Source organism: Trichocoleus sp. DQ-A3 (assembly GCF_039961975.1).
Lineage (GTDB): Bacteria > Cyanobacteriota > Cyanobacteriia > Cyanobacteriales > FACHB-T130 > FACHB-T130.
Genome location: NZ_JAMPKC010000018.1, coordinates 81,872 through 101,755 on the forward strand (window position 1 = coordinate 81,872; position 19,884 = coordinate 101,755).

15 protein-coding genes are annotated in these 19,884 nt (G+C 48.0%); 9 read left to right on the top strand and 6 right to left on the bottom strand.

What is annotated here, in order from left to right; genetic code table 11:
* The first annotated feature begins 294 nt into the window (after positions 1 to 294).
* From NDI44_RS21450 to ftsY, 3 genes are all read left to right on the top strand, one after another.
* Positions 295 to 1,017 carry a DUF502 domain-containing protein gene (locus NDI44_RS21450; protein ID WP_190414695.1) on the top strand — a complete coding sequence of 241 codons (723 nt, stop codon included), beginning with the start codon at positions 295 to 297 and terminating at the stop codon, positions 1,015 to 1,017.
* Positions 1,018 to 1,185: 168 nt separating this feature from the next.
* Positions 1,186 to 1,824, top strand: a complete 639-nt coding sequence (gene nusB, locus NDI44_RS21455) for a transcription antitermination factor NusB (RefSeq protein WP_190414667.1) — start codon at positions 1,186 to 1,188, stop codon at positions 1,822 to 1,824.
* Positions 1,825 to 1,887: 63 nt separating this feature from the next.
* The gene (ftsY, locus tag NDI44_RS21460) at positions 1,888 to 3,768 is read left to right on the top strand and encodes a signal recognition particle-docking protein FtsY (RefSeq protein ID WP_190414668.1); all 1,881 of its coding nucleotides are present in this window, start codon (positions 1,888 to 1,890) and stop codon (positions 3,766 to 3,768) included.
* A 122-nt stretch (positions 3,769 to 3,890) separates the two neighbouring features.
* Here the strand turns inward: ftsY and NDI44_RS21465 are convergent, their stop codons facing one another.
* Positions 3,891 to 4,388 carry a pentapeptide repeat-containing protein gene (locus NDI44_RS21465; RefSeq protein WP_190414669.1) on the bottom strand — a complete coding sequence of 166 codons (498 nt, stop codon included), beginning with the start codon at positions 4,386 to 4,388 and terminating at the stop codon, positions 3,891 to 3,893.
* Between the two features lie 285 nt (positions 4,389 to 4,673).
* Between NDI44_RS21465 and NDI44_RS21470 the strand changes: the two genes are divergently transcribed.
* The 3 genes from NDI44_RS21470 (at position 4,674) to NDI44_RS21480 (ending at position 7,256) form a co-directional block, all read left to right on the top strand.
* Positions 4,674 to 6,029, top strand: coding sequence for a glycoside hydrolase family 10 protein (locus tag NDI44_RS21470; protein ID WP_339380767.1), 1,356 nt, complete (start codon positions 4,674 to 4,676; stop codon positions 6,027 to 6,029).
* Between the two features lie 43 nt (positions 6,030 to 6,072).
* Complete coding sequence (locus NDI44_RS21475) at positions 6,073 to 6,687, top strand: hypothetical protein (RefSeq protein WP_190414670.1); 615 nt, start codon at positions 6,073 to 6,075, stop codon at positions 6,685 to 6,687.
* 278 nt (positions 6,688 to 6,965) lie between these two features.
* The gene (locus NDI44_RS21480) at positions 6,966 to 7,256 is read left to right on the top strand and encodes a glutathione binding-like protein (protein ID WP_199291947.1); all 291 of its coding nucleotides are present in this window, start codon (positions 6,966 to 6,968) and stop codon (positions 7,254 to 7,256) included.
* A 73-nt stretch (positions 7,257 to 7,329) separates the two neighbouring features.
* Here NDI44_RS21480 and NDI44_RS21485 read toward each other — a convergent pair whose 3' ends face one another.
* The 4 genes from NDI44_RS21485 to tig form a co-directional block, all read right to left on the bottom strand.
* Positions 7,330 to 8,247 carry an alpha/beta hydrolase gene (locus NDI44_RS21485; protein ID WP_190414671.1) on the bottom strand — a complete coding sequence of 306 codons (918 nt, stop codon included), beginning with the start codon at positions 8,245 to 8,247 and terminating at the stop codon, positions 7,330 to 7,332.
* A gap of 114 nt (positions 8,248 to 8,361) precedes the next feature.
* A complete protein-coding gene (gene clpX / locus NDI44_RS21490; RefSeq protein ID WP_190414672.1) occupies positions 8,362 to 9,702 on the bottom strand; it encodes an ATP-dependent protease ATP-binding subunit ClpX in 1,341 nt (446 codons plus the stop codon).
* 9 nt (positions 9,703 to 9,711) lie between these two features.
* On the bottom strand, positions 9,712 to 10,404 hold the full coding sequence (gene clpP, locus NDI44_RS21495; protein WP_190414673.1) for an ATP-dependent Clp endopeptidase proteolytic subunit ClpP: 693 nt from the start codon (positions 10,402 to 10,404) through the stop codon (positions 9,712 to 9,714).
* Between the two features lie 157 nt (positions 10,405 to 10,561).
* Positions 10,562 to 12,016 (bottom strand): trigger factor, encoded by a 1,455-nt coding sequence (gene tig / locus NDI44_RS21500; RefSeq protein ID WP_190414674.1) that lies wholly within the window; start codon positions 12,014 to 12,016, stop codon positions 10,562 to 10,564.
* 448 nt (positions 12,017 to 12,464) lie between these two features.
* Here tig and NDI44_RS21505 point away from each other — a divergent pair, with 448 nt between their 5' ends.
* From NDI44_RS21505 to NDI44_RS21515, 3 genes are all read left to right on the top strand, one after another.
* A complete protein-coding gene (locus NDI44_RS21505; protein ID WP_190414675.1) occupies positions 12,465 to 13,508 on the top strand; it encodes an aspartate-semialdehyde dehydrogenase in 1,044 nt (347 codons plus the stop codon).
* Between the two features lie 107 nt (positions 13,509 to 13,615).
* Positions 13,616 to 14,500: a 4-hydroxy-tetrahydrodipicolinate synthase gene (dapA, locus tag NDI44_RS21510; protein ID WP_190414676.1), complete on the top strand. Its 885-nt coding sequence runs from the start codon at positions 13,616 to 13,618 to the stop codon at positions 14,498 to 14,500.
* A gap of 204 nt (positions 14,501 to 14,704) precedes the next feature.
* A complete protein-coding gene (locus tag NDI44_RS21515) occupies positions 14,705 to 16,534 on the top strand; it encodes a ribonuclease J (protein ID WP_190414677.1) in 1,830 nt (609 codons plus the stop codon).
* A gap of 154 nt (positions 16,535 to 16,688) precedes the next feature.
* On the opposite strand, the gene NDI44_RS21520 is transcribed toward NDI44_RS21515, so the two are convergent.
* Positions 16,689 to 19,880, bottom strand: a complete 3,192-nt coding sequence (locus tag NDI44_RS21520) for an efflux RND transporter permease subunit (RefSeq protein ID WP_190414678.1) — start codon at positions 19,878 to 19,880, stop codon at positions 16,689 to 16,691.
* Positions 19,881 to 19,884 lie beyond the last annotated feature (4 nt).

Consider the following 19,884-nt stretch of genomic DNA (forward strand, 5'->3'; position numbering starts at 1 on the left):
TTGTAAATGCTAAAGTGTAAAGTGTGATACTAGATCCTTGGGGAGTTGCAACAATTCTTCACAAGTCTTACAAATAAAGATAGAAAAGAAACAATTCCAGAATCAAACCTACGCTGTTGCAGCAGGTAAGTCATGCATGAAGGAGCAGCAATCTTTTAGAGAATGCCCGGTTCCAATTTTGCAGGCGTGTCTTCTGGGGTTGATTGACGAACTTTTTCAGCCAACACTCACCGAGTGAGATTGGTATCCCGATATAAAGAAAGCACCGCCAGTTGTAAGGAGATTGGGCAATCTGTGATCCAACGCTTCAAGCAGGACTTAAAGAATGACCTGATTGCAGGTCTCCTGGTTGTCATTCCTTTGGCTACCACAATCTGGCTGACAATTACAATTGCCAGCTGGGTGATCAACTTTTTGACCCGCATTCCAAAGCAGGTAAATCCCTTCGATGGCCTGCATCCCATCCTGGTGAATGTCCTAAATCTGCTGGTGGGACTGGCAGTTCCATTGCTGTGTATTATGCTGATTGGCTTAATGGCACGCAATATTGCCGGACGGTGGCTTCTAGATTTTGGGGAGCGACTGTTGCAAGCGATTCCATTAGCCGGATCGGTTTATAAAACGCTCAAACAATTACTAGAAACGATTCTAAGGGATACAAACGGCAAGTTTCGCCGCGTCGTTTTGGTAGAGTATCCTCGTCGAGGAGTCTGGGCGATCGCTTTTGTTACAGGTGTGATGAGCAGCGAAATTCAATGTCAGATGACTCGTCCCATGCTCAGCGTTTTTATTCCAACCACGCCCAACCCAACCACTGGCTGGTATGCGGTTGTCCCGGAAGAAGAAGTGCTGAACCTCTCCATGTCGATTGAAGATGCCTTCAAGGTCGTGGTTTCGGGAGGAATTGTCAGTCCCAATCCCTTACCCTTAGTGCCGGTTCCGACTGGTAGCGATCGCCAACTAGAACCCCTGGTTTCTGAAGGAAGATGGCAGGTTTTACCTACAGAGGAAGATTAAAAAATCACGAGGGAATGAGTAATCGGTAATCGGTAATCGGTAATTGTTAGTAGTTATTAGTCCTTAGTCCTTGGTTCGTTACTACTGGCTAATGACCAATGACGAATGAGCTTTTGACCAACGACCGATTACCGATTACCCATTCCCGATTACCCATTAGAATTTGTCATGCAAAACCGCCAACCCCGCCGAATTGCCCGTGAATTAGCTCTCCTCAGCCTTAGCCAGCTCAGTGGGACTGTAGAACGACTGGCGACCCAGCAAATATCCAGCTTAGTCACTGCTGCCATCCGCGCCCTCAGCTCTGAAGTTCAAGAGACTTTAGAAGTTGCCGCAGCAGAAGTTCAACGCTCCAGCGAGCGCTTGCTCAGTAGCGAAACCCGCGCCTCGGATGTTCAGAGTGCAAAGGTGATGATCAACGAAGCCATTGAGCTAACGCAGGCAGCCATCAACCGTGTGGGAACTGCGCTAGAACTGCCAGAATTTATTCAACTGTCAAACCAGCAGGAAGTTCGCGCCTACGCCTTAGAAATTATTACCAAAGTCAACGCCAAGCGGGAAGAGATCGATCAACAGCTCGACGAAGCAATGGTGAATTGGCAGTTAAACCGCCTGCCTCGGATTGACCGAGATATCTTGCGGGTGGCAGTGGTAGAAATTATGTATATTGGCGTGCCAGACAGAGTTGCCGTCAATGAAGCGATAGAGTTAGCTAAACGATACAGTGATGAGGAAGGGCATCGGTTTATTCAAGGCGTCCTGCGCCGAGTCACTGACCAGCTTAAGGCTCAATCGCCCACGACGTAGAAAAGTTCTCTATAGTTAGTAGCAGTAATAGCTCCTGAATTGCTGCTGAGTTTTGTAGGTGCAATGGTTTTTAATTGGTTCCGTCGTCAGTTTAGCGATAAAACAAGTGATTCCCAAGTTGAACGGGAAAAAACCGATGTAGAGACGCCAGATATTGCGTCTCTACAACCGGAAGCCGAAACCCAAACGTCAGAATCAACAACAGAGGCTCAGTCACAGCAGGTTGCTGAAGACCTGCTCAGCTACGCTAAGGCAGCCTACAAAAATATTCAGCAAAAACAGCAACAATCCCAGGTGGAAACGGCTCCAGCGGTAACTGAGTCACCCGCCACTTCGGCAGCGGAACCCAGCAAATTAGAGACTGTTGCAGAAACGACAGAAGTAGAAACGGCAGAAGTCAACGTGGAGGCTGAAACGGCTCAATCAGTTGAAGCACCCGCGACAACGACGGTTGAACCTGAGGCACCGGAAACTTCTGAAACTCCGACACTGGCAGAAGCATCCCCGGTAGAACCAGCCCAAGAAACAGAAGCAGAACCGACTCAAACGCCTGAACCTGTAGTCGAGGCAGAAGCACTGGCAACAGATGAGTCTGGGGAGCCAGGAGTCGCGGCAGCGATCGCCGAAACCGGGATTAATTTAGAAGCCGCCCCCCCAGAATTAGAGTCAGCGCAACCAGAGGTCGAGACAGCGATCGCCGAAACTGGCGTCGATTTAGAAGCCGTACCCTCAGAGGCGTCACCAGAGCCAGCAGCGACTGAATCCCAGACAGATGAGACTGCCACTGCCCCGGTGCCTTTCTGGGCACGGGAAGACCGACAGGCACGGCTAGAACGCCTCAAGGCAACAGCGATAGAGACGCAAGAACCAGAACCTGTCAGGGCACCCGTGCAGCCAGCAGCGGCAACCGTGGAGACTGGAGCGATACCGGGACTTACCTTCGATGAGGGCTTCATGTGGTCAGCGCAAGTGCTGGCAGCTCAAGGGCGTCGGGCGGAGGATGTTTCAATTGAAGAAATTACTTGGCTGAAGCGACTGCGGCAAGGCTTGGATAAAACTCGTCGCAGCTTGATCAACCGGCTGAAGGCAATTGTCGGTCAAGGGCCGTTGAATCAAGACGCGGTGATGGAGATTGAGGCGCTGCTGTTGCAGGCAGATGCTGGCGTTGAGGCGACAGACTCTATCATCAATACGCTCCAAAAGAGGCTGCGAGATGAGGTGTTACCGCCAGAACAAGCGATCGCCTACCTCAAGCAAATCTTGCGCGACTTACTCGACCAACCCATTCAGGAATCCTACAGCCCCACCTTTGTCCCGACAAAAGACACCCTGAATATCTGGCTGATGACTGGGGTGAATGGTGCAGGTAAAACAACTACGATTGGCAAAATTTCCCATTTAGCCCAAAAATCCGGCTATAACTGCTTAATTGGCGCTGCCGATACCTTCCGTGCCGCTGCTGTAGAACAGGTCAAGATTTGGGGACAGCGCAGTGGCGTTGAGGTGATCGCCAACCCAGGGCAGAATACCGATCCGGCTGCTGTTGTGTTTGACGCGATCGCGGCAGCCCAGGCACGGGGTACAGAATTACTCCTCATCGACACCGCAGGGCGTCTCCAGAACAAGAAAAATCTGATGGACGAACTGAGCAAAATCCGCCGTATTGTCGATAAAAAAGCTCCCGACGCCCAAGTAGAAGCCCTCTTGGTGCTTGATGCTACCCTCGGTCAAAATGGCTTACGTCAAGCACAAGTCTTCTCAGAAGCCGCAAAACTCAGCGGCGTCGTCTTGACAAAACTAGATGGAACGGCAAAGGGAGGCGTGGCTCTAGCCGTAGTGCAACAGCTTGGCTTGCCCATCCGCTTCATCGGTGCGGGGGAAGGGATAGAAGATTTACGTCCCTTTTCTAGCTACGAATTTGTAGAAGCCCTGCTGAGTGGCTGATAGTCTGCTAACCTAATTTTTTAGCTTGAAAAACCCGTTTTCTCGAAGAAAACGGGTTTTTGATTTGTCAGCAAATTTGTGTATGAAAACCGATAGCCCCGAATATCTAGATAAACAGGTTTTTACCGACAGCCTAAAGATTCGCGAGTTACCACTTTCGTCTTTGAATTAACACCTGTTGCTCTGGCACACAGTTTTTTTACTTGGACACCATCTAAAATCGCATTAGTAAAATCGGAACCTGTAATGTCCGCATCGTTAAAGCGCGATCGCAACATCATCGCGTCTTCAAACACTGCATCAGTTAAATCTGCATTCGTGAAGTCAGCTAAATAGGCGATTCCATTGGTAAAGTCTGCTCCATGTAGATTCGCCTTGCTCAACACTGAACCATTAAACACCACACCCCGTAAGTCGGCATTGCTAAAGTTAATATTTTCCAGGTTGGCATTGGAAAACTCAATTGCTTGTAAGTTTTGACCGGAGAAATCCTTACCCGTAAGTTCCCCTTGACTAGCTGAACGGGAAATGGAAGAAGAGCTAGCGGCGAGTGCTGAAGGGGAAAAACAGATAAGCACGAGTGCCAAAACCAATGCTGTTAGTCGGAGAAAATGCTTCATACTAGATCGATTTTTTACGAGCCGCTTGAAAAACTATAACGATGTTTCGAGAACAGTCAAGTTCGCGACAATTAGATTAATCATGCCATGACTGGTTAGGTGATTGGAGATTAGAGTTCCTGCTACGGCACTTCCAATTCGGATTTCTTCAGCGCATGGCAGCGTTGCGGTTCAATTTCAAATTTTTGAACAAAAATTTCAGATGAGGTTGACTCAACTTATGCCATTTTGGATGTTGGATTGACCGAAGCAATCTAGCGGCGTATTTATCAGTGGTTAGAATCAGTGGTTAGAAATTATGCAAGTTCAAAGCCCAATGGTCTAAGGAGGTCGCGCCGCCGAAAAAGGAACGGGATTTATACTTGGTTCATTTCCTTGCTCTCTTTGGGGCTAGCGATCGCGTTCTCCATTTATTCTCCCCAGTTTAGAACCAACTCCCCGCCTTCTGTAGCTTCCACTGAATTGCGGGGCGTTTGGTTGACCAATGTTGCGAGTTCCGTGCTATTTATGCCCTGGGGAGTTAACCGGGCGATGCACCAGTTATCTCAACTACATTTCAATACCGTCTACCCTGTAGTCTGGAATCGGGGACACACTTTTTACCCCAGCACTGTGGCAAGACGGAAGACGGGTCGCCCTCAAGACCAAGGGTTAGAGCTTCTGGGGCTGGGGCGAGATGTCCTGGCTGAGATAATCAAGCAGGGAAATCGACAGCAAATTCGAGTGATTCCTTGGTTTGAGTATGGTTTTATGGCTCCTGCGAGTTCAGAACTGGCGAAGCGCCACCCAGACTGGATCTCACTTCGTCAGGACGGCACCAAGAATATCTTGCCGGAGATTCTGGAACAGGGCTTGCGCGACCCGGCAAAGCCAAATGTTCAGCCTTCTTCTCGAAAAGTAGAACAATTTATCCGCAACCAGTTTGCCAGAAAAGTCGTATGGCTTAACCCCCTGCATCCAGAAGTGCAGCAGTTTATCCTAAATCTGATGGTTGAAGTCGTCACTGAGTATGATGTAGCTGGCATTCAGATGGACGATCACTTTGGCTTGCCGGTTGAGTTTGGCTACGACCCTTTTACAGTCGAGCTTTATCGGCAAGAACACCAGGGTAAAAGCCCTCCCACCAACCCCAAAGATGCTGAGTGGATGAGCTGGAGAGCAAACAAGATTACTGATTTTATGCAGCGCCTCTTTCAGTCTATTAAGTCTGTCAAACCTGGCTGCTTGGTGTCTTTGTCTCCTAACCCCTACTCTTTTGCCTACAGATTCTATCTTCAAGATTGGCAGACTTGGGTACAACGGGGTTTGGTGGAGGAGTTGGTAGTGCAAGTGTATCGAGATGACCTAAAAAGTTTTTTGGCTGAATTGTCGCAACCCTCTGTGCAGATGGCGCGTCGTCAGATTCCAGTGGGTGTCGGGATCTTATCGGGCTTAGTGAGTCGTCCGGTTGACATGAAGCAGATTCAGCAGCAAGTTCAGGCGGTGCGCGATCGCGGTTTTAGTGGGGTATCCTTCTTCTACTGGGAAAGCTTGTGGGGTTATATGTCTCCAGAGCCACCAAAGCGACGCCGAGAGGCATTCCGGGCACTTTTTCCTGCCAGCGCTACACGACCCCAGGTTTTGCCATCCGGTAATCGGTAAAGGGTAATCGGTGATGAACCATGAGCAATTAGCAATGTGACCAATGACCAATGACCAATCGCCAATTACCAATTACTACATTTTCTGGTTCCAGTGGGTATTTGTCACCCTCGTGGGATTTTTAGTCAGTTTGTTGTGGATCGAGGTGGGTGAAAGACCCGATATTGGCGTTGTAGAGGGTGCAATCGGCGGGGTTGCGGTTGGTTTGGCACAAGGGTTAGTTCTCAGACAGCGAGTTGAGGTGAGTAAAGCGATGCCAAAAGCGATCGCGGGTTGGTGGGTACTCACTAGCGTACTGAGTTGGGGCTTCATTGGCGGCAGTGGTATCGGAGCCATCGGCTGGGTGGCACCCAAAACCTTACTATTTGAAGCCAGGATAATCTTTGGAATCCTAAATGGGGCACTGGCAGGCGCTTTGCTGGGACTGCTGCAAGGGCTTGTCCTGTTTGAGCAGGCGCAAAAAGCTTGGATATGGATCTTGGTCAGTTCTGTCAGCTGGGCGATGGGGCTAGGAATGGGTTGGGCTGTTGGCGGACTATTGCGCGAAGCGACGCGCTTATTCGTTAGTGAGGTAGTCGGTTTAGCCGTGGCATGGCTTGTTGTCGCTGCCATTACAGGCGTTGCCCTAATTGGCTTGCTGCGCTTTAAACCTGGCTGAGTTTTCTAGAATCTGTATCCGTAGATTAAATAATTAAAAGCGGTTAACTTAACTTTTTTTGCTTTCTTTCGTTTCTCAAAAGTGCCTACTAAATGTTGGTAATCTAATACTAGGAAGAAAGTAGTTTTTATCAGCAACTACAGCAGGTTGCGACGTAATGAAGTACAACCTGCTGTGAATTTTCAACCTACACACGCGCTCTTTCAACTGGCACAGGCAATAATTTTGGCTCTCCTGAATTGAAAGGTCAGTGTTGAGACACTTTTATAAAAATTCAATTGAGTATAGGGTGTAAGATTGGCAATGCCAGCCCTACTCATAAAGCTGTGAGGTTTTCTCATGCTGGCGATCGCTCTTACTTTGGTAGTCCAAACCTAACTCTAGCCGAGGTTGTTGCTGGAAGTGTAATACCCTGGTTGCCGAGAGGGGGCGTATCCTTGAGTGACTATCCAAAGCTGAGTGCTTGGTGCGATCGCCTAATCGCACGAGAGACGTGGCAAGCGACTGAGGCTACACCAGAGCTAATGGAAGCGTTCAAGTCTCGCATGGCAGAGCGAATGGCACAGTAGAATGCAGTTTGAAAATTAAGGTAAACTGTTCAAAATCATCTCCTGCGATCGCCAAAAAGACAGAATGCGTGTTCTATTCATTTAAAGCTGGGGTTCCCAGAAAGTCTCGCACTACCTTCAGGTAAGCTTCCGGTGCCTCTAGCATGGGGAAGTGAGCAGTATCGGGAATCTCAACATACTCGACTTTCTCACTTAATCCTGCTGCTTGTCGCCCCATTGCTGCGGGAATGATAATGTCGTATTCGCCAGCAACTAAAAGTGTTGGAACGGTAAGCTTGACGAACTCATTAGGCATCACTTCAGAAGCTTTTTCGCTAACTGAGGTAATCATGGTGCCTACAGCAGCTTGGTAATCTGCCATGAGAAAGTCATCTAAGAAAGCACGACTGATAGCACCGGGTAGGGGGCGATGCAAGAATCGCGCCATAAACATTCGGTCAACAAACGGAAGTTGATACAGCCAACGGGGACGGAATTTGACGACGTAACCGCCAAATTTATGAAAGGCTTTAAATGATTTTTCGTCGTATTCAAAAACGCCGCTACAGGTTAAGATTGCCTTGAATACTCGTTCTGGGTAGCTGTTTAGAAAAAAGACGCCGACAGATGCGCCCATAGAATGAGCATTGATGTATACGCGCTCCAGTTCTAAGGCATCTAATAAGCTTGCTAGGTCATCTGCGTATTCTTCCATTTCGTAAGTAAACTCTTCCGCTGTCGCAGGTTCGTCTGCTAGTGGAGACGAGATTTCTTCTGCTAAGGCGCTACCGTTCCCCACAGGCGAAAGTTTACGCGATCGCCCGAATCCTCGCATATCGTACAGCAAACAGTCAAACGTATCTGAAAGGCCTTTTGCAGGACTTTCCCAGTATCGAGAAGATCCCCCCCAGCCGTGTACGAAGACCATCACCGGCTTATTTTTACCTTCCTCGCTGGGTGTCTTAATCCACTCGTAATAATGGGCGATGCCGCGAACTTGAATATGAGCCATGTTGAAATTTTTGAGTTTTGAGTGATGCTTATTATGTAAAAAACCCGTCTTCGAGAAAGAAAACGGGTTTATATATTATTTTCAGCTTTTTTGTGCCTAGGGTGAATACAAGCTTTAGGCAGATTCGGGCTTTGGCATCGAGGAGGGATGTACGATGAGTTCGGCAGTCGATCGCTTCTCGACCATTTCCCGCGTAATCATGCAGCGAGTCACATCCTTGCGGGACGGCAACTCGTACATCACATCCAACATCAGTTCTTCAACAATGCCGCGCAGCGCCCGTGCGCCTGTTTTCCGCCGATACGCTTCTTGCGCGATCGCTCGCAGCGCATCCGGCTTGAACTCCAGTTGCACGTTATCCATCTTCAGCAGCTTCTGATACTGCTTCGCCAAAGCATTCCGAGGCTCTGTCAGAATTGCCATTAGCGCCTCTTCATCCAGCGGATCGACGACCGCCACCACAGGCACCCGACCGATAAACTCTGGGATCATCCCAAACTTCACCAAGTCGTCCGGCTCCAGGTTCCGCACAATATCTGCTGTCCGCTTTTCTCGCGGTTGCCCTTCGCCACCTTGGACAAAGCCTATTGACTTTTTCCCAGTTCTCTGCTCTACTACTTTTTCCAGACCGACAAAAGCACCACCACAAATAAACATGATGTTGCTGGTGTCAATCTGGATGCAGTCCTGGTAGGGATGCTTGCGTCCACCCTGCGGCGGCACATTCGCAATCGTCCCTTCCAACATCTTCAGCAAAGCTTGCTGAACGCCCTCACCGGAAACATCCCGCGTAATTGAGGGGTTCTCGCTCTTTCGGGCAATCTTATCAATTTCATCTATGTAAATAATCCCCCGCTGGGCTTCCTCAACGTCGAGGTCTGCCACCTGTAGCAGTCGCAGTAGGATATTTTCTACATCTTCCCCCACATACCCCGCTTCTGTAAGCGTGGTAGCATCTGCTACTGCAAAGGGCACATCCAGAATACTCGCCAGCGTTTGCGCCAGCAGAGTTTTCCCGCATCCCGTCGGGCCAATCAGAAGAATGTTAGATTTTTGCAGCTCTACTTGATCTTCCTGCCCACCTTTGCCACTGCCTTTAGACTGGATAAAACTCAGGCGCTTGTAGTGGTTGTAGACCGCTACAGAAAGCACTTTTTTGGCTTCATCCTGACCAATGACGTGTTCATCGAGATACTTTTTCAGTTCTCTCGGTTTGGGAATTTGACTTAAAGAAATATTCCCCGACCGGGTTCGACGCTTCTGGGGAGGTTCGGCGCGAGGTACTGGTTGGGGTGCGGGTGCCCCTGAGTCCAGCAACTCCTCATCTAAAATTTCATTACATAGGTCAACGCATTCATCACAGATGTAGACTCCCGGCCCTGCAATTAACTTGCGTACCTGTTCTTGGGACTTGCCGCAAAATGAGCATTTTAGATGGGAGTCGTACTTAGACATACTTGCCTCTTACCTGAGTGAAGTAACAGTTGCTTCCGAGTGGGGAAGGTTCTGTCTGGAGATGACCTGATCGATCAAACCGTAATCTTTTGCTTCAGCAGATGACATGAAGAAGTCGCGTTCGGTATCTGCCGAAATTTTATCAAACGGCTGACCAGTATTTTGAGCTAGTAGCTCGTTCAGCTTTTGCTTATGATAGAGAATTTCTCTTGCTTGAATTTCTATATCAACCGCTTGTCCCTGAGCGCCTCCCAGGGGCTGGTGAATCATAATCCTGGAACTGGGCAAAGCCATACGCTTACCCTGCGCTCCACCTGCTAGCAAAAACGCACCCATACTGGCTGCTAAACCATAGCATATGGTAGCAACATCAGGGCGTATTTGTTGCATCGTGTCATAGATCGCCATCCCAGCGGTCACTGACCCTCCGGGGGAGTTGATGTATAGCTGAATATCTTTTTCTGGGTCTTCGGCGTCTAAAAAGAGCATCTGAGCCACAATCGAGTCAGCCACATTATCATCAACCGGCGTCCCCAAGAAAACGATGCGCTCTCGCAATAGCCGCGAGTAGATATCAAACGCCCGTTCCCCCATTCCGGACTGTTCCACCACCATAGGGACGACGTTGCTGGGGAGTTGCGAGTAAATATTACTCTTCCTCAGGTTTGTGATTTCGTAATTCCGGGACAGAGATAAATCCATAACGAGCGAAACTTATATTTAAACGCTGCACTATCAGGTGAACTGGCGAGTGGCTTGTCACCACATACTTCCGTTATATCCGAATCCGCTGTATTTGACCATTCAGGACTGCGTGTGCAGATGTTGGGGCAATTTTTAAATTGCCCCGACACAAGGTTTATTCAACCTCAGACACCTCAGCTTCTAGTACGGATTCAGTAGCGGTTGCTTCTACTTCCGAATCTTCCGCTTGTGCCGCTTCTATTGCTTCTGGAGTGTTTGTTTCAGCCTGTTCCTCCGTCTCCTCAGGTGCGAGAGAGCCTTGGGGAACCAGTTCAATCGTGGCGTGTTCTTCCAGCCACTTAATCGCTTTTTCTTTGAGCAAATCGCCTTCAACGATGGTACGCAACCGTTCTAGGTCGATCTCTTGATCGGGGAACTGCTGGAGTAGCTCATTGACTCTATCTGTCACCTCTTGCGGCTCGGTTTTGAGGGATTCGCGCTGAGCAATCTCCTCAAGTGCCAGAGTTTGTTTGATCCGCTCGATGGCTTCCGGACGCGATCGCACGCCCATTTGTTTTACCATGTCGGGAGTAAACACTTTCTTGACATCCATCCCCATCTGCCCCATCTGGATGATGGTTTGACGAAGCATGGTTTCAACTTCCCGCTGAATCAGGGTTTCCGGCAGGTCAATTTCAACTCTTTTCAAAAGTTCCTTGACAAGTGCTTGCTCTTTATTGGCTGACATTTCTTGATCGGCCTTCTCTCGGAATTTCTTCTCTAAGTCAGCTTGCAATTCAGCCAGGGTTTCAAACTCGCTGACTTCTTGGGCAAAGTCATCATCCACCGCCGGTAACTCTTTTTCCTTGAGGTCTTTGAGCGTGATGGTAAACATCGCTGTGCGACCGGCTAAATCTTGGCGATAATCTTCCGGAAACTTTACTTCTACTTCTTTGCTGTCTCCGGGATTCATTCCCACAATCCCATCGATAAATTCCCTCAAGAACCGCCCTTCTAACAGCTCTATTTGAGCGTCTTCTGCCTGACCCCCACTAATTTCTTCCTGTGCTTCATCTTCTTGTTCGCTGACAAAGCGGCTGGTATAATCGACTACCGCCACATCTCCCATCTGTGCCGGACGACCTGCCACTGGAATTAACGTAGCTTGCTCGACGCGACGCTCTTCTAAAAACTTCTCTATCGCACTGGAGTCATAGGGGACTTCTTCGGCTGTGATAGAGAGGTTGTTGTAATCGCTTAGCTGCACCTGCGGTTGGACATCTACCGCAGCTAAGAAAGTGATAGGTTCTCCAGGTTTAAACTGGCTGACTAATTCCTCGAAGTCAGAACGCAGCTCATAGTTACCAAGCGCCTCAATTGCTTCTTGCTTGAGAGCCTGCTGGAGACCATCTTGAATCAGTTCTTCCAAAGCAGTTGCTTTAATTCGGGTCGTTCCCAGTTGCTGTAGCAGGATCTGGCGAGGCACCTTTCCTTTGCGAAACCCAGGAATATTGGCTGAGCGTGCGAGCTTTTGAATCACCTGCTCGTAGGCATTTTTTGACATATCGGCTGGAATTTCAATTTCCAAGCCAATCTTGCTGGCGGGAAGCTTTTCCTGGGTAACTTTCATCAGTTAACTTCTCTCAAAACTCAGAGCGACAAGGTTGATAACAATTCGAGAGGGCGGGTATTGCAGACGTTTTCGGACGGTCGGTTCAAGCCAAATGGATACAATTTCTGTCTCAACCCCGTGATATCCTAGTTTTGCAACAGTTGGAGCTTTGGTAAATAAAACCTTACCTATCCCTCTCGTTGACATATTTGATGATAGTACATTGACTAAGCCATCGCTCTGTTGCGAATTCAATTTAGCTTGTTCGGGACTGGAAACTTCGACGAAGTCGGTGCTAAGCTGTGTAAAATTTCTTTAGAGATATTCGTTATATAACAAGCAACAGTCAATAAAAAGCATCTTTCCGTACAAGCTCAAATTTCACGAAAAAAAATATTTAACTGTTTTGGCTCACTCTCATTAAAACTTTTGACACCTACTATGTATTCAAGAGGAGGAACCATCTTTGTCTGATTCCTATCGCGTTGCCATTCTGGGAGCAACGGGTGCGGTGGGTACGGAGTTGCTAGAACTCCTAGAATCCCGTAACTTTCCGGTTGCTGAGTTGAAACTCTTGGCATCTCCCCGTTCCGCCGGTCGAACTTTGCAATTTTTAGGCGAAGATTTGCCTGTAGAGGCAGTGGGCGATCGCTCGTTTGATAATGTGGATGTCGTGCTAGCTTCTGCCGGTGGGTCTACTTCTAAAGCTTGGGCATCGAAAGCAGTAGACGCTGGGGCAGTGGTGATTGATAACTCCAGCGCCTTTCGACTCGATCCTGGGGTGCCTCTCGTGGTTCCAGAGGTAAATCCAGAAGCAGCAGCAACTCATCAAGGAATCATTGCCAATCCCAACTGCACGACGATTTTGTTGGCAGTGGCGGTTTGGCCCCTGCATCAAGTGCAGCCAGTCAAACGCATTGTTGCCGCTACGTACCAATCGGCAAGCGGTGCGGGGGCGAGGGCAATGGAAGAAGTAAAAACCCACACTTCAGCAATTTTACGGGGAGAAGACCCGAAACCAGGCATTTTTCCCTACACCTTAGCGTTTAATTTGTTTCCCCATAATTCCCCGATGACCGATCTGGGTTATTGTGAGGAAGAGCTGAAAATGCTTAACGAGACGCGCAAAATTTTCGGTGCGCCCGATCTGCGAGTGACAGCAACCTGCGTGCGGGTTCCCGTACTCCGCGCCCATTCAGAAGCGATTAACCTAGAATTTGAACAACCCTTCCCGGTAGCAAAGGCAAAGGAAGTGTTAGCGAATGCTCCTGGCGTTAAGTTGGTCGAAAACTGGCAGACCAATTATTTCCCGATGCCCATTGAAGCCAGCGGTCGGGATGAAGTGTTAGTGGGTCGGATTCGGCAAGATATTTCTCATCCTTGTGGGTTAGAACTGTGGCTGAGTGGAGACCAAATTCGCAAGGGAGCGGCTCTTAATGCCATCCAGATTGCCGAATTATTGGTAGAACGGCATCTACTGAAACCGACAACCCCAGCTTTTTCTAAATAGTTTTTTAAGCGATTTACAACAGTAGGGGGCACAGTCGTTGTGTACCCCTATCAACAAACAACCCATCACAAAACTAATCACGAAAGACAGGGAGGAGTTAAAAGAGTGTGGTAAATTTTGGGCGTGTTCTCACCGCAATGGTGACGCCGTTTAAAGAAGATGGCAGTGTGAATTACGCTGTTGCAGAGCAATTGGCGGCTCATTTGGCTCAAAATGGCAGCGATGCCTTAGTAGTATGCGGCACGACGGGGGAATCTCCGACGCTAACTTGGGATGAGGAATACGAGTTATTTCAGGTAGTGCAACGGGCGGTAGCTGGCAAAGCGAAGGTAATCGCAGGTACGGGGTCAAATTCAACCAAAGAAGCGATCGCAGCCACCGAAAAAGCCGCTAAACTAGGATTAGATGGATCTTTACAAGTTGTTCCCTACTACAACAAGCCCCCGCAAGAAGGGTTGTATCAGCACTTCCTCCGCGTCGCCCAATCCTGCCCAGACCTGCCCCTGATCCTCTACAACATACCCGGTCGCACCGGACAGAATCTCCAGCCAGAAACCGTGACTCGTTTAGCAGAGATTCCGAATATTGTGGCAATAAAGGAGGCCAGTGGCAACTTAGACCAAGCGAGTCAAATTCGACGCACTACCCCCGCAGAGTTTCAGATATACGCTGGGGATGATTCCCTGACGCTGCCTTTATTAGCCATTGGGGCTGCGGGAGTTATTAGCGTTGCCAGCCATCTGGTAGGGACTCAGCTCCAACAGATGATCCAAGCCTTTGAAAACGGTCAACCTCTGGTAGCAACCGAGATTCACCTGAAACTTTTTCCCTTATTTAAAGTTTTGTTTTGTTCAACCAATCCTATTCCCGTCAAAGCGGCTCTACAACTGCAAGGTTGGGATGTAGGTGCCACTCGTCCACCACTGTGCCATCTCTCAGAGTCAGATAGGCAAATGGTAGAGGCTGTAATGACTCAGATGGCTTTGATGTAAGGCGACGGTTTTTTGGAAAACTGAATACGTCCACAAAGGCAAGAGTAAAAAGGCAAGCGGCAAAAAAAGACAAAGTAAAAAGACCAAAGACACAACCTTCTCTTTTTACTTGGGGCTTTTTACGTGCCAAAGCTGCCCTATCTTATGCAAATTTTCAACGATTTTGTATTGATTGACATTGATTGACTTAATAGAAGGAAACAAATGACTAAGAACGAAGTATCTGCACCCATCCTCAATAAGAACGAATCATCCGCACCCATCCTCAATAAGAACGAATCATCTGCCCCCGCCCTGAAAGTGATTCCCCTGGGCGGGCTGCATGAAATTGGAAAGAATACTTGTGTTTTTGAATACAACGACGAAATTGTTCTATTAGATGCTGGATTGGCTTTCCCTAGCGATTCAATGCACGGCGTCAATATCGTCCTGCCCGATATGACTTATCTGCGAGAAAATCGCCACAAGATTAAGGGCATGATCGTCACCCACGGTCATGAAGACCACATTGGGGGAATTGCATATCACCTCAAACAATTTGATATTCCAGTCATCTATGGTCCCCGCCTTGCAATGGCGTTGCTAGAAGGCAAGTTAGAAGAAGCGGGCGTTTTAAACCGCACCACGCTCAAACGGGTAGGGCCCCGCGACCTGGTGCGAATAGGCGCTTCCTTCTTCGTCGAATTTATTCGCAACACTCACTCCATCGCGGATAGCTTCACCGTCGCTATCCATACTCCAGCTGGCGTCGTCATCCATACGGGTGACTTTAAGATTGACCACACACCCGTAGATGGGGAGTTTTTTGATTTACAGAGGCTGGCTGAATACGGCGAAAAAGGCGTTTTATGCCTGATTAGCGATTCTACAAACTCGGAAGTACCAGGGTTCACCCCTTCTGAGCGCTCAGTTTATCCCAATCTCGAGCGCTTTATCAGTCAAGCAAAGGGACGGGTGCTATTGACGACTTTCGCTTCGTCTGTACACCGGATCAATATGGTTTTGGAAATCGCCCAAAAACAGGGACGGGTGGTATCCGTTGTGGGTCGTTCGATGCTGAATGTGATTGCCCAAGCACGCAATTTAGGTTATATCAAGTGTTCGGACAATCTCTTCCAACCTTTGCAGTCGATTCATCAGCTGCCTGAAGACAAAGTGCTCGTTCTAACTACAGGTTCGCAGGGGGAGCCAATGTCAGCAATGACGCGGATTGCCAACGGCGAACACCGACAAATTAAAGTCCGTAAGGGTGATACGGTGATCTTCTCGGCAAACCCGATTCCGGGAAATACCGTTGCAGTGGTTAACACCATTGATAAGCTGATGATGCAAGGTGCGAATGTCATCTATGGTCGTGATAAGGGGATTCACGTTTCCGGTCACGGCTGTCAGGAAGACCAAAAGCTGATGATTGCTTTGACTCGTCCGAAATTCTTCTTGCCAGTTCACGGCGAGCATCGGATGTTGATTCAGCACTCCAAGACTGCCCAGAGCATGAGCATCCCTGCGGAAAATATGGTGATTATTGACAATGGGGATGTCGTGGAGGTGTCTGAAGATGGCATCCGCGTCAAAGGTAAAGTTCCTTCTGGCATTGAGCTGGTAGATAATTCTGGCGTGGTGAAAGCCAATGTGCTGAAGGAACGGCAGCAGTTGGCTGAGGATGGAATTGTCACGATTGCAGCGGCAGTGAACTGGGAAGGCAAACTGAGTGCTAAGCCAGAAGTTCACCTGCGCGGTGTTGTGACATCAATGGAACGCGATCGCCTACAGGGAATTGTCCGCGAAACCCTAGAATCTCTTTTGGGCGATCGCTGGTCAGAATTCGCCCGCACCTTGGATGATGAACTTTTAGAAGTTGACTGGATAGGGCTGCAAACTCAAATGGAGTCTGCCCTCCAGCGATTGATCCGCCGCGAATTCCAGTCTTCTCGCCCGTTGCTCGTCTTCTTACTGCAAACTCCGGAAGAAGAGCCACCTGCGAAGGCTGCGGGAAGACGCCGCCGCCGTTCGACTGCGAAGGTCGCATCCTAATCAGGCAGATAGGGAGCTTGAGGATCGTTAATGTAGGGCGATCACGCAGAGCTTCCCTAACGCTAGAAAAGATAACAGTGCAAAATTGGAGTTGGGAATAAAATTCCCTCAGAACTGGCGATCCAGAAAGGATCGCCAGTTTGAATTTGTGCGCTTAGTGATGGTGCAAAATATCAGCTTCTCGACTCGGTTCTGGTTTTTTAGTTAGTTTAGACTTTCCACCGGGTTTTTTTCCACCACCTTTTAAGCGATCGCGTGCCGTCACAATTACGATATACAGAACTGGCACAATGAATAAACTTAAGACAGTGGAGACAATGGTACCGCCTGCGATCGCAGTTCCTAGAGAACGTCGGCTGGCGGCTCCTGCTCCTTCGGGATTTACCAGAGGAGCAATACCCAAGACAAAGGCGAAAGTAGTCATCAGAATTGGTCGCAAACGCTCTTGGGAAGCTTCAACCACCGCCTTGGTTGCTGACATCCCGCTTTCTCGGAGTTGGTTGGCAAATTCTACAATTAAAATTGCATTTTTACTCGCCAAACCAATCAACATTACTAGACCAATTTGGCAATAAACATCATTAGACAACCCGCGCATCGATTGAGCTAACAATGCCCCTAAAATTGCCAGCGGAACTGAAAGCAGAATAATGAAGGGGTCAACATAATTTTCATACTGAGCAGCCAGCACCAAGAACACAAAAATAAGTCCCAAACCAAAAATTATTGGTGCTTGACCGCCAGACTCAATTTCTTCTAGTGAAGTCCCCGACCATTCATAACCTAAACCAACTGGTAAAACCTCTTTGGATACCTGCTCCATTGTCTTAAGTGCTTGTCCTGAGCTATAGCCAGGAGCAGCAGAACCAGTGATTTCAATGGAGCGATATAGATTGTAGTGATTAATAGTTTGCGCTCCAGTCGTTGGAGTAACTTTTACCAAATTGCTCAAAGGAATCATCTGATTTTGTTGGGAGCGGACGTACAGATTACCAATATTTTCCGGGTTAGAGCGAAACTGTTTGTCTGCTTGCACGTACACCCGATAATTTCTTTGCTGTAAATTGAAATCATTTACATATTGCGAACCCAAGAATGTTTGCAGTGTATTAAAAATATCGTCTACCGAAACTTGCAACGCCTTAGCTTTGTTGCGGTCAACTTCGATTAGTAGCTGTGGCGTATTTGCAGCAAAAGTGCTAAACACTTGTTGCAATCCAGGTGTCTGGTTAGCACGACCTAATAGTTGACCCATTGACTGAACCAAAGACTCTAAGGGACTATTACCGCGTTGGTCTTGCAACTGATATTGGAAGCCGCCAAAACTGCCCAAACCTTGAATTGATGGAGGATTAACGGGGAAGACTCTTGCTTCGGTGATACCTGATAGCGTACCAAATAAACTGTCAATAATCGCTTGCACTGACTGCTCTTTTTTATGGCGTTCTTCCCAAGGTTTGAGAGTAGTAAATATAATCCCATTGTTAGAAGTATTACCGCTAAAACTAAAGCCACCTACTACGAAAGTTCCGACTACTTCAGGGTTTTTAAGAATTTCTTTTTCTACCTTGTCCATAACTTCGCCTGTATATTGCAGGGAAACGCCTTCTGGCCCTTGGACAAGCGTGATGAAATAACCCTGATCTTCTTCGGGAAGAAACGCTGTAGGTACGCTCAGATAAAGCCAAGCAGTTATTCCCAAAGAAACGATAAACAACCCGACGACGAAGCCTCGAAAGCGTGTCAGGAAGTTAAGCGATCGCTTGTATCCTCGCCGCGTCCAGTCGATCGCTCCATTAATTCGGTCAAAAATCCAGCCAAGCCATCCTCCAGGCTTTTGTCCCTGACGCAATAACAAAGCTGAAAGAGATGGAGTCAATGTAATAGCAATAAAGGTAGAAATAGCAACTGAAAAAGCAATTGTTAATGCAAATTGCTTGTACAGCGCTCCCGTTGTTCCGGGAAAAAATGCAACTGGAACAAACACCGCCATTAGCACCAGTGAAGTTGCAATTAAGGCGCTAAAAAGTTCCCGCATCGCTTCACTTGCAGCTGCACGAGGAGTCATCCCCTTTTGCTGGATCAAGCGATCGATATCCTCAACTACAACGATCGCATCATCAACTACCAAGCCAGTAGCTAATGTAATACCAAACAGAGACAAGCTATTAATCGAAAACCCGAATACCTTGATAAAAGCAAAAGTTCCTATCAAGGAAATGGGAATTGTCACTGCTGGAATCAAAGTTGTTCGCCAATCTTGCAAAAAAACAAAGATAACTAAGACGACCAAAACAATCGCTTCAAATAGTGTTTTAACTACTTCTTTGAGCGATTGTTCAACATACAAAGTTGTGTCAAACGCCACCCGATATTGCAAACCAGGCGGAAAGCGAGTAGCCAGTTTTGCCATTTCTGCTTTCACTGCTCTGGCAACATCCAAAGCATTACTACCGGGAAGCTGAAAAATACCCAAACCTACAGCATCATTGCCTCGAAATCGCAGAAAAGAGCTGTAATTTTCCGCTCCTAATTCTGCTCTCCCCACATCCTTAAGTTTGACAAGCGTGCCGTCAGTATCCGTTTTTAAGACAATTTCCTCAAATTCAGAAGCTTCTGTCAGCCGGCTGACTGCACGCAGGTCAATTTGATACATTTGCCCTTCTGGAGCAGGTTCCTGACCGATTCGCCCAGCACCGACTTGTAAGTTCTGTTCTTGGAGTGCGTTGACTACATCTTGAGCCGTTAAACTACGACTAGCAAGCCGATTCGGGTCTAGCCATAAACGCATAGAATATCGGCGTTCACCGAAAATTTGCACGTCACCAACGCCCTTTAATCTTTTCAGAGAATCTGTTAAATAGAGGTCTGCGTAATTGCTTAAAAATATGTTGTCGTACTCTTTATTTTCGGCGTACAAACCAATTGCTAAGAGGATGTTGCTGGACTGTTTTGTTACCGTGACCCCAGTTTGTTGTACGGCTTGTGGTAGCTGCGGTTGGGCGACGGAAACTCTATTTTGAATATCGACTGCGGCGATATCTTTGTTCCGGGATGAGTCAAAGGTAGCTGTAATTGTACTGGTGCCATCGTTACTGCTGCTCGAACTCAGATATTTTAATCCCTCGACTCCATTAATTTGCCTTTCTAAAATGTTGGTCACAGCGTTTTCTACGACTTCAGCACTAGCTCCGCTGTAGTTAGCCGTAACGTTGATTTGAGTCGGGCTAATTTCTGGAAACTGGGCGATAGGTAGAGTGGGAATACTAATTCCTCCCACTAGCAAAATAACTATGGCGCAGACTGTAGCAAAGACTGGTCGCTTAATGAAGAAATCTGCAAACATATTG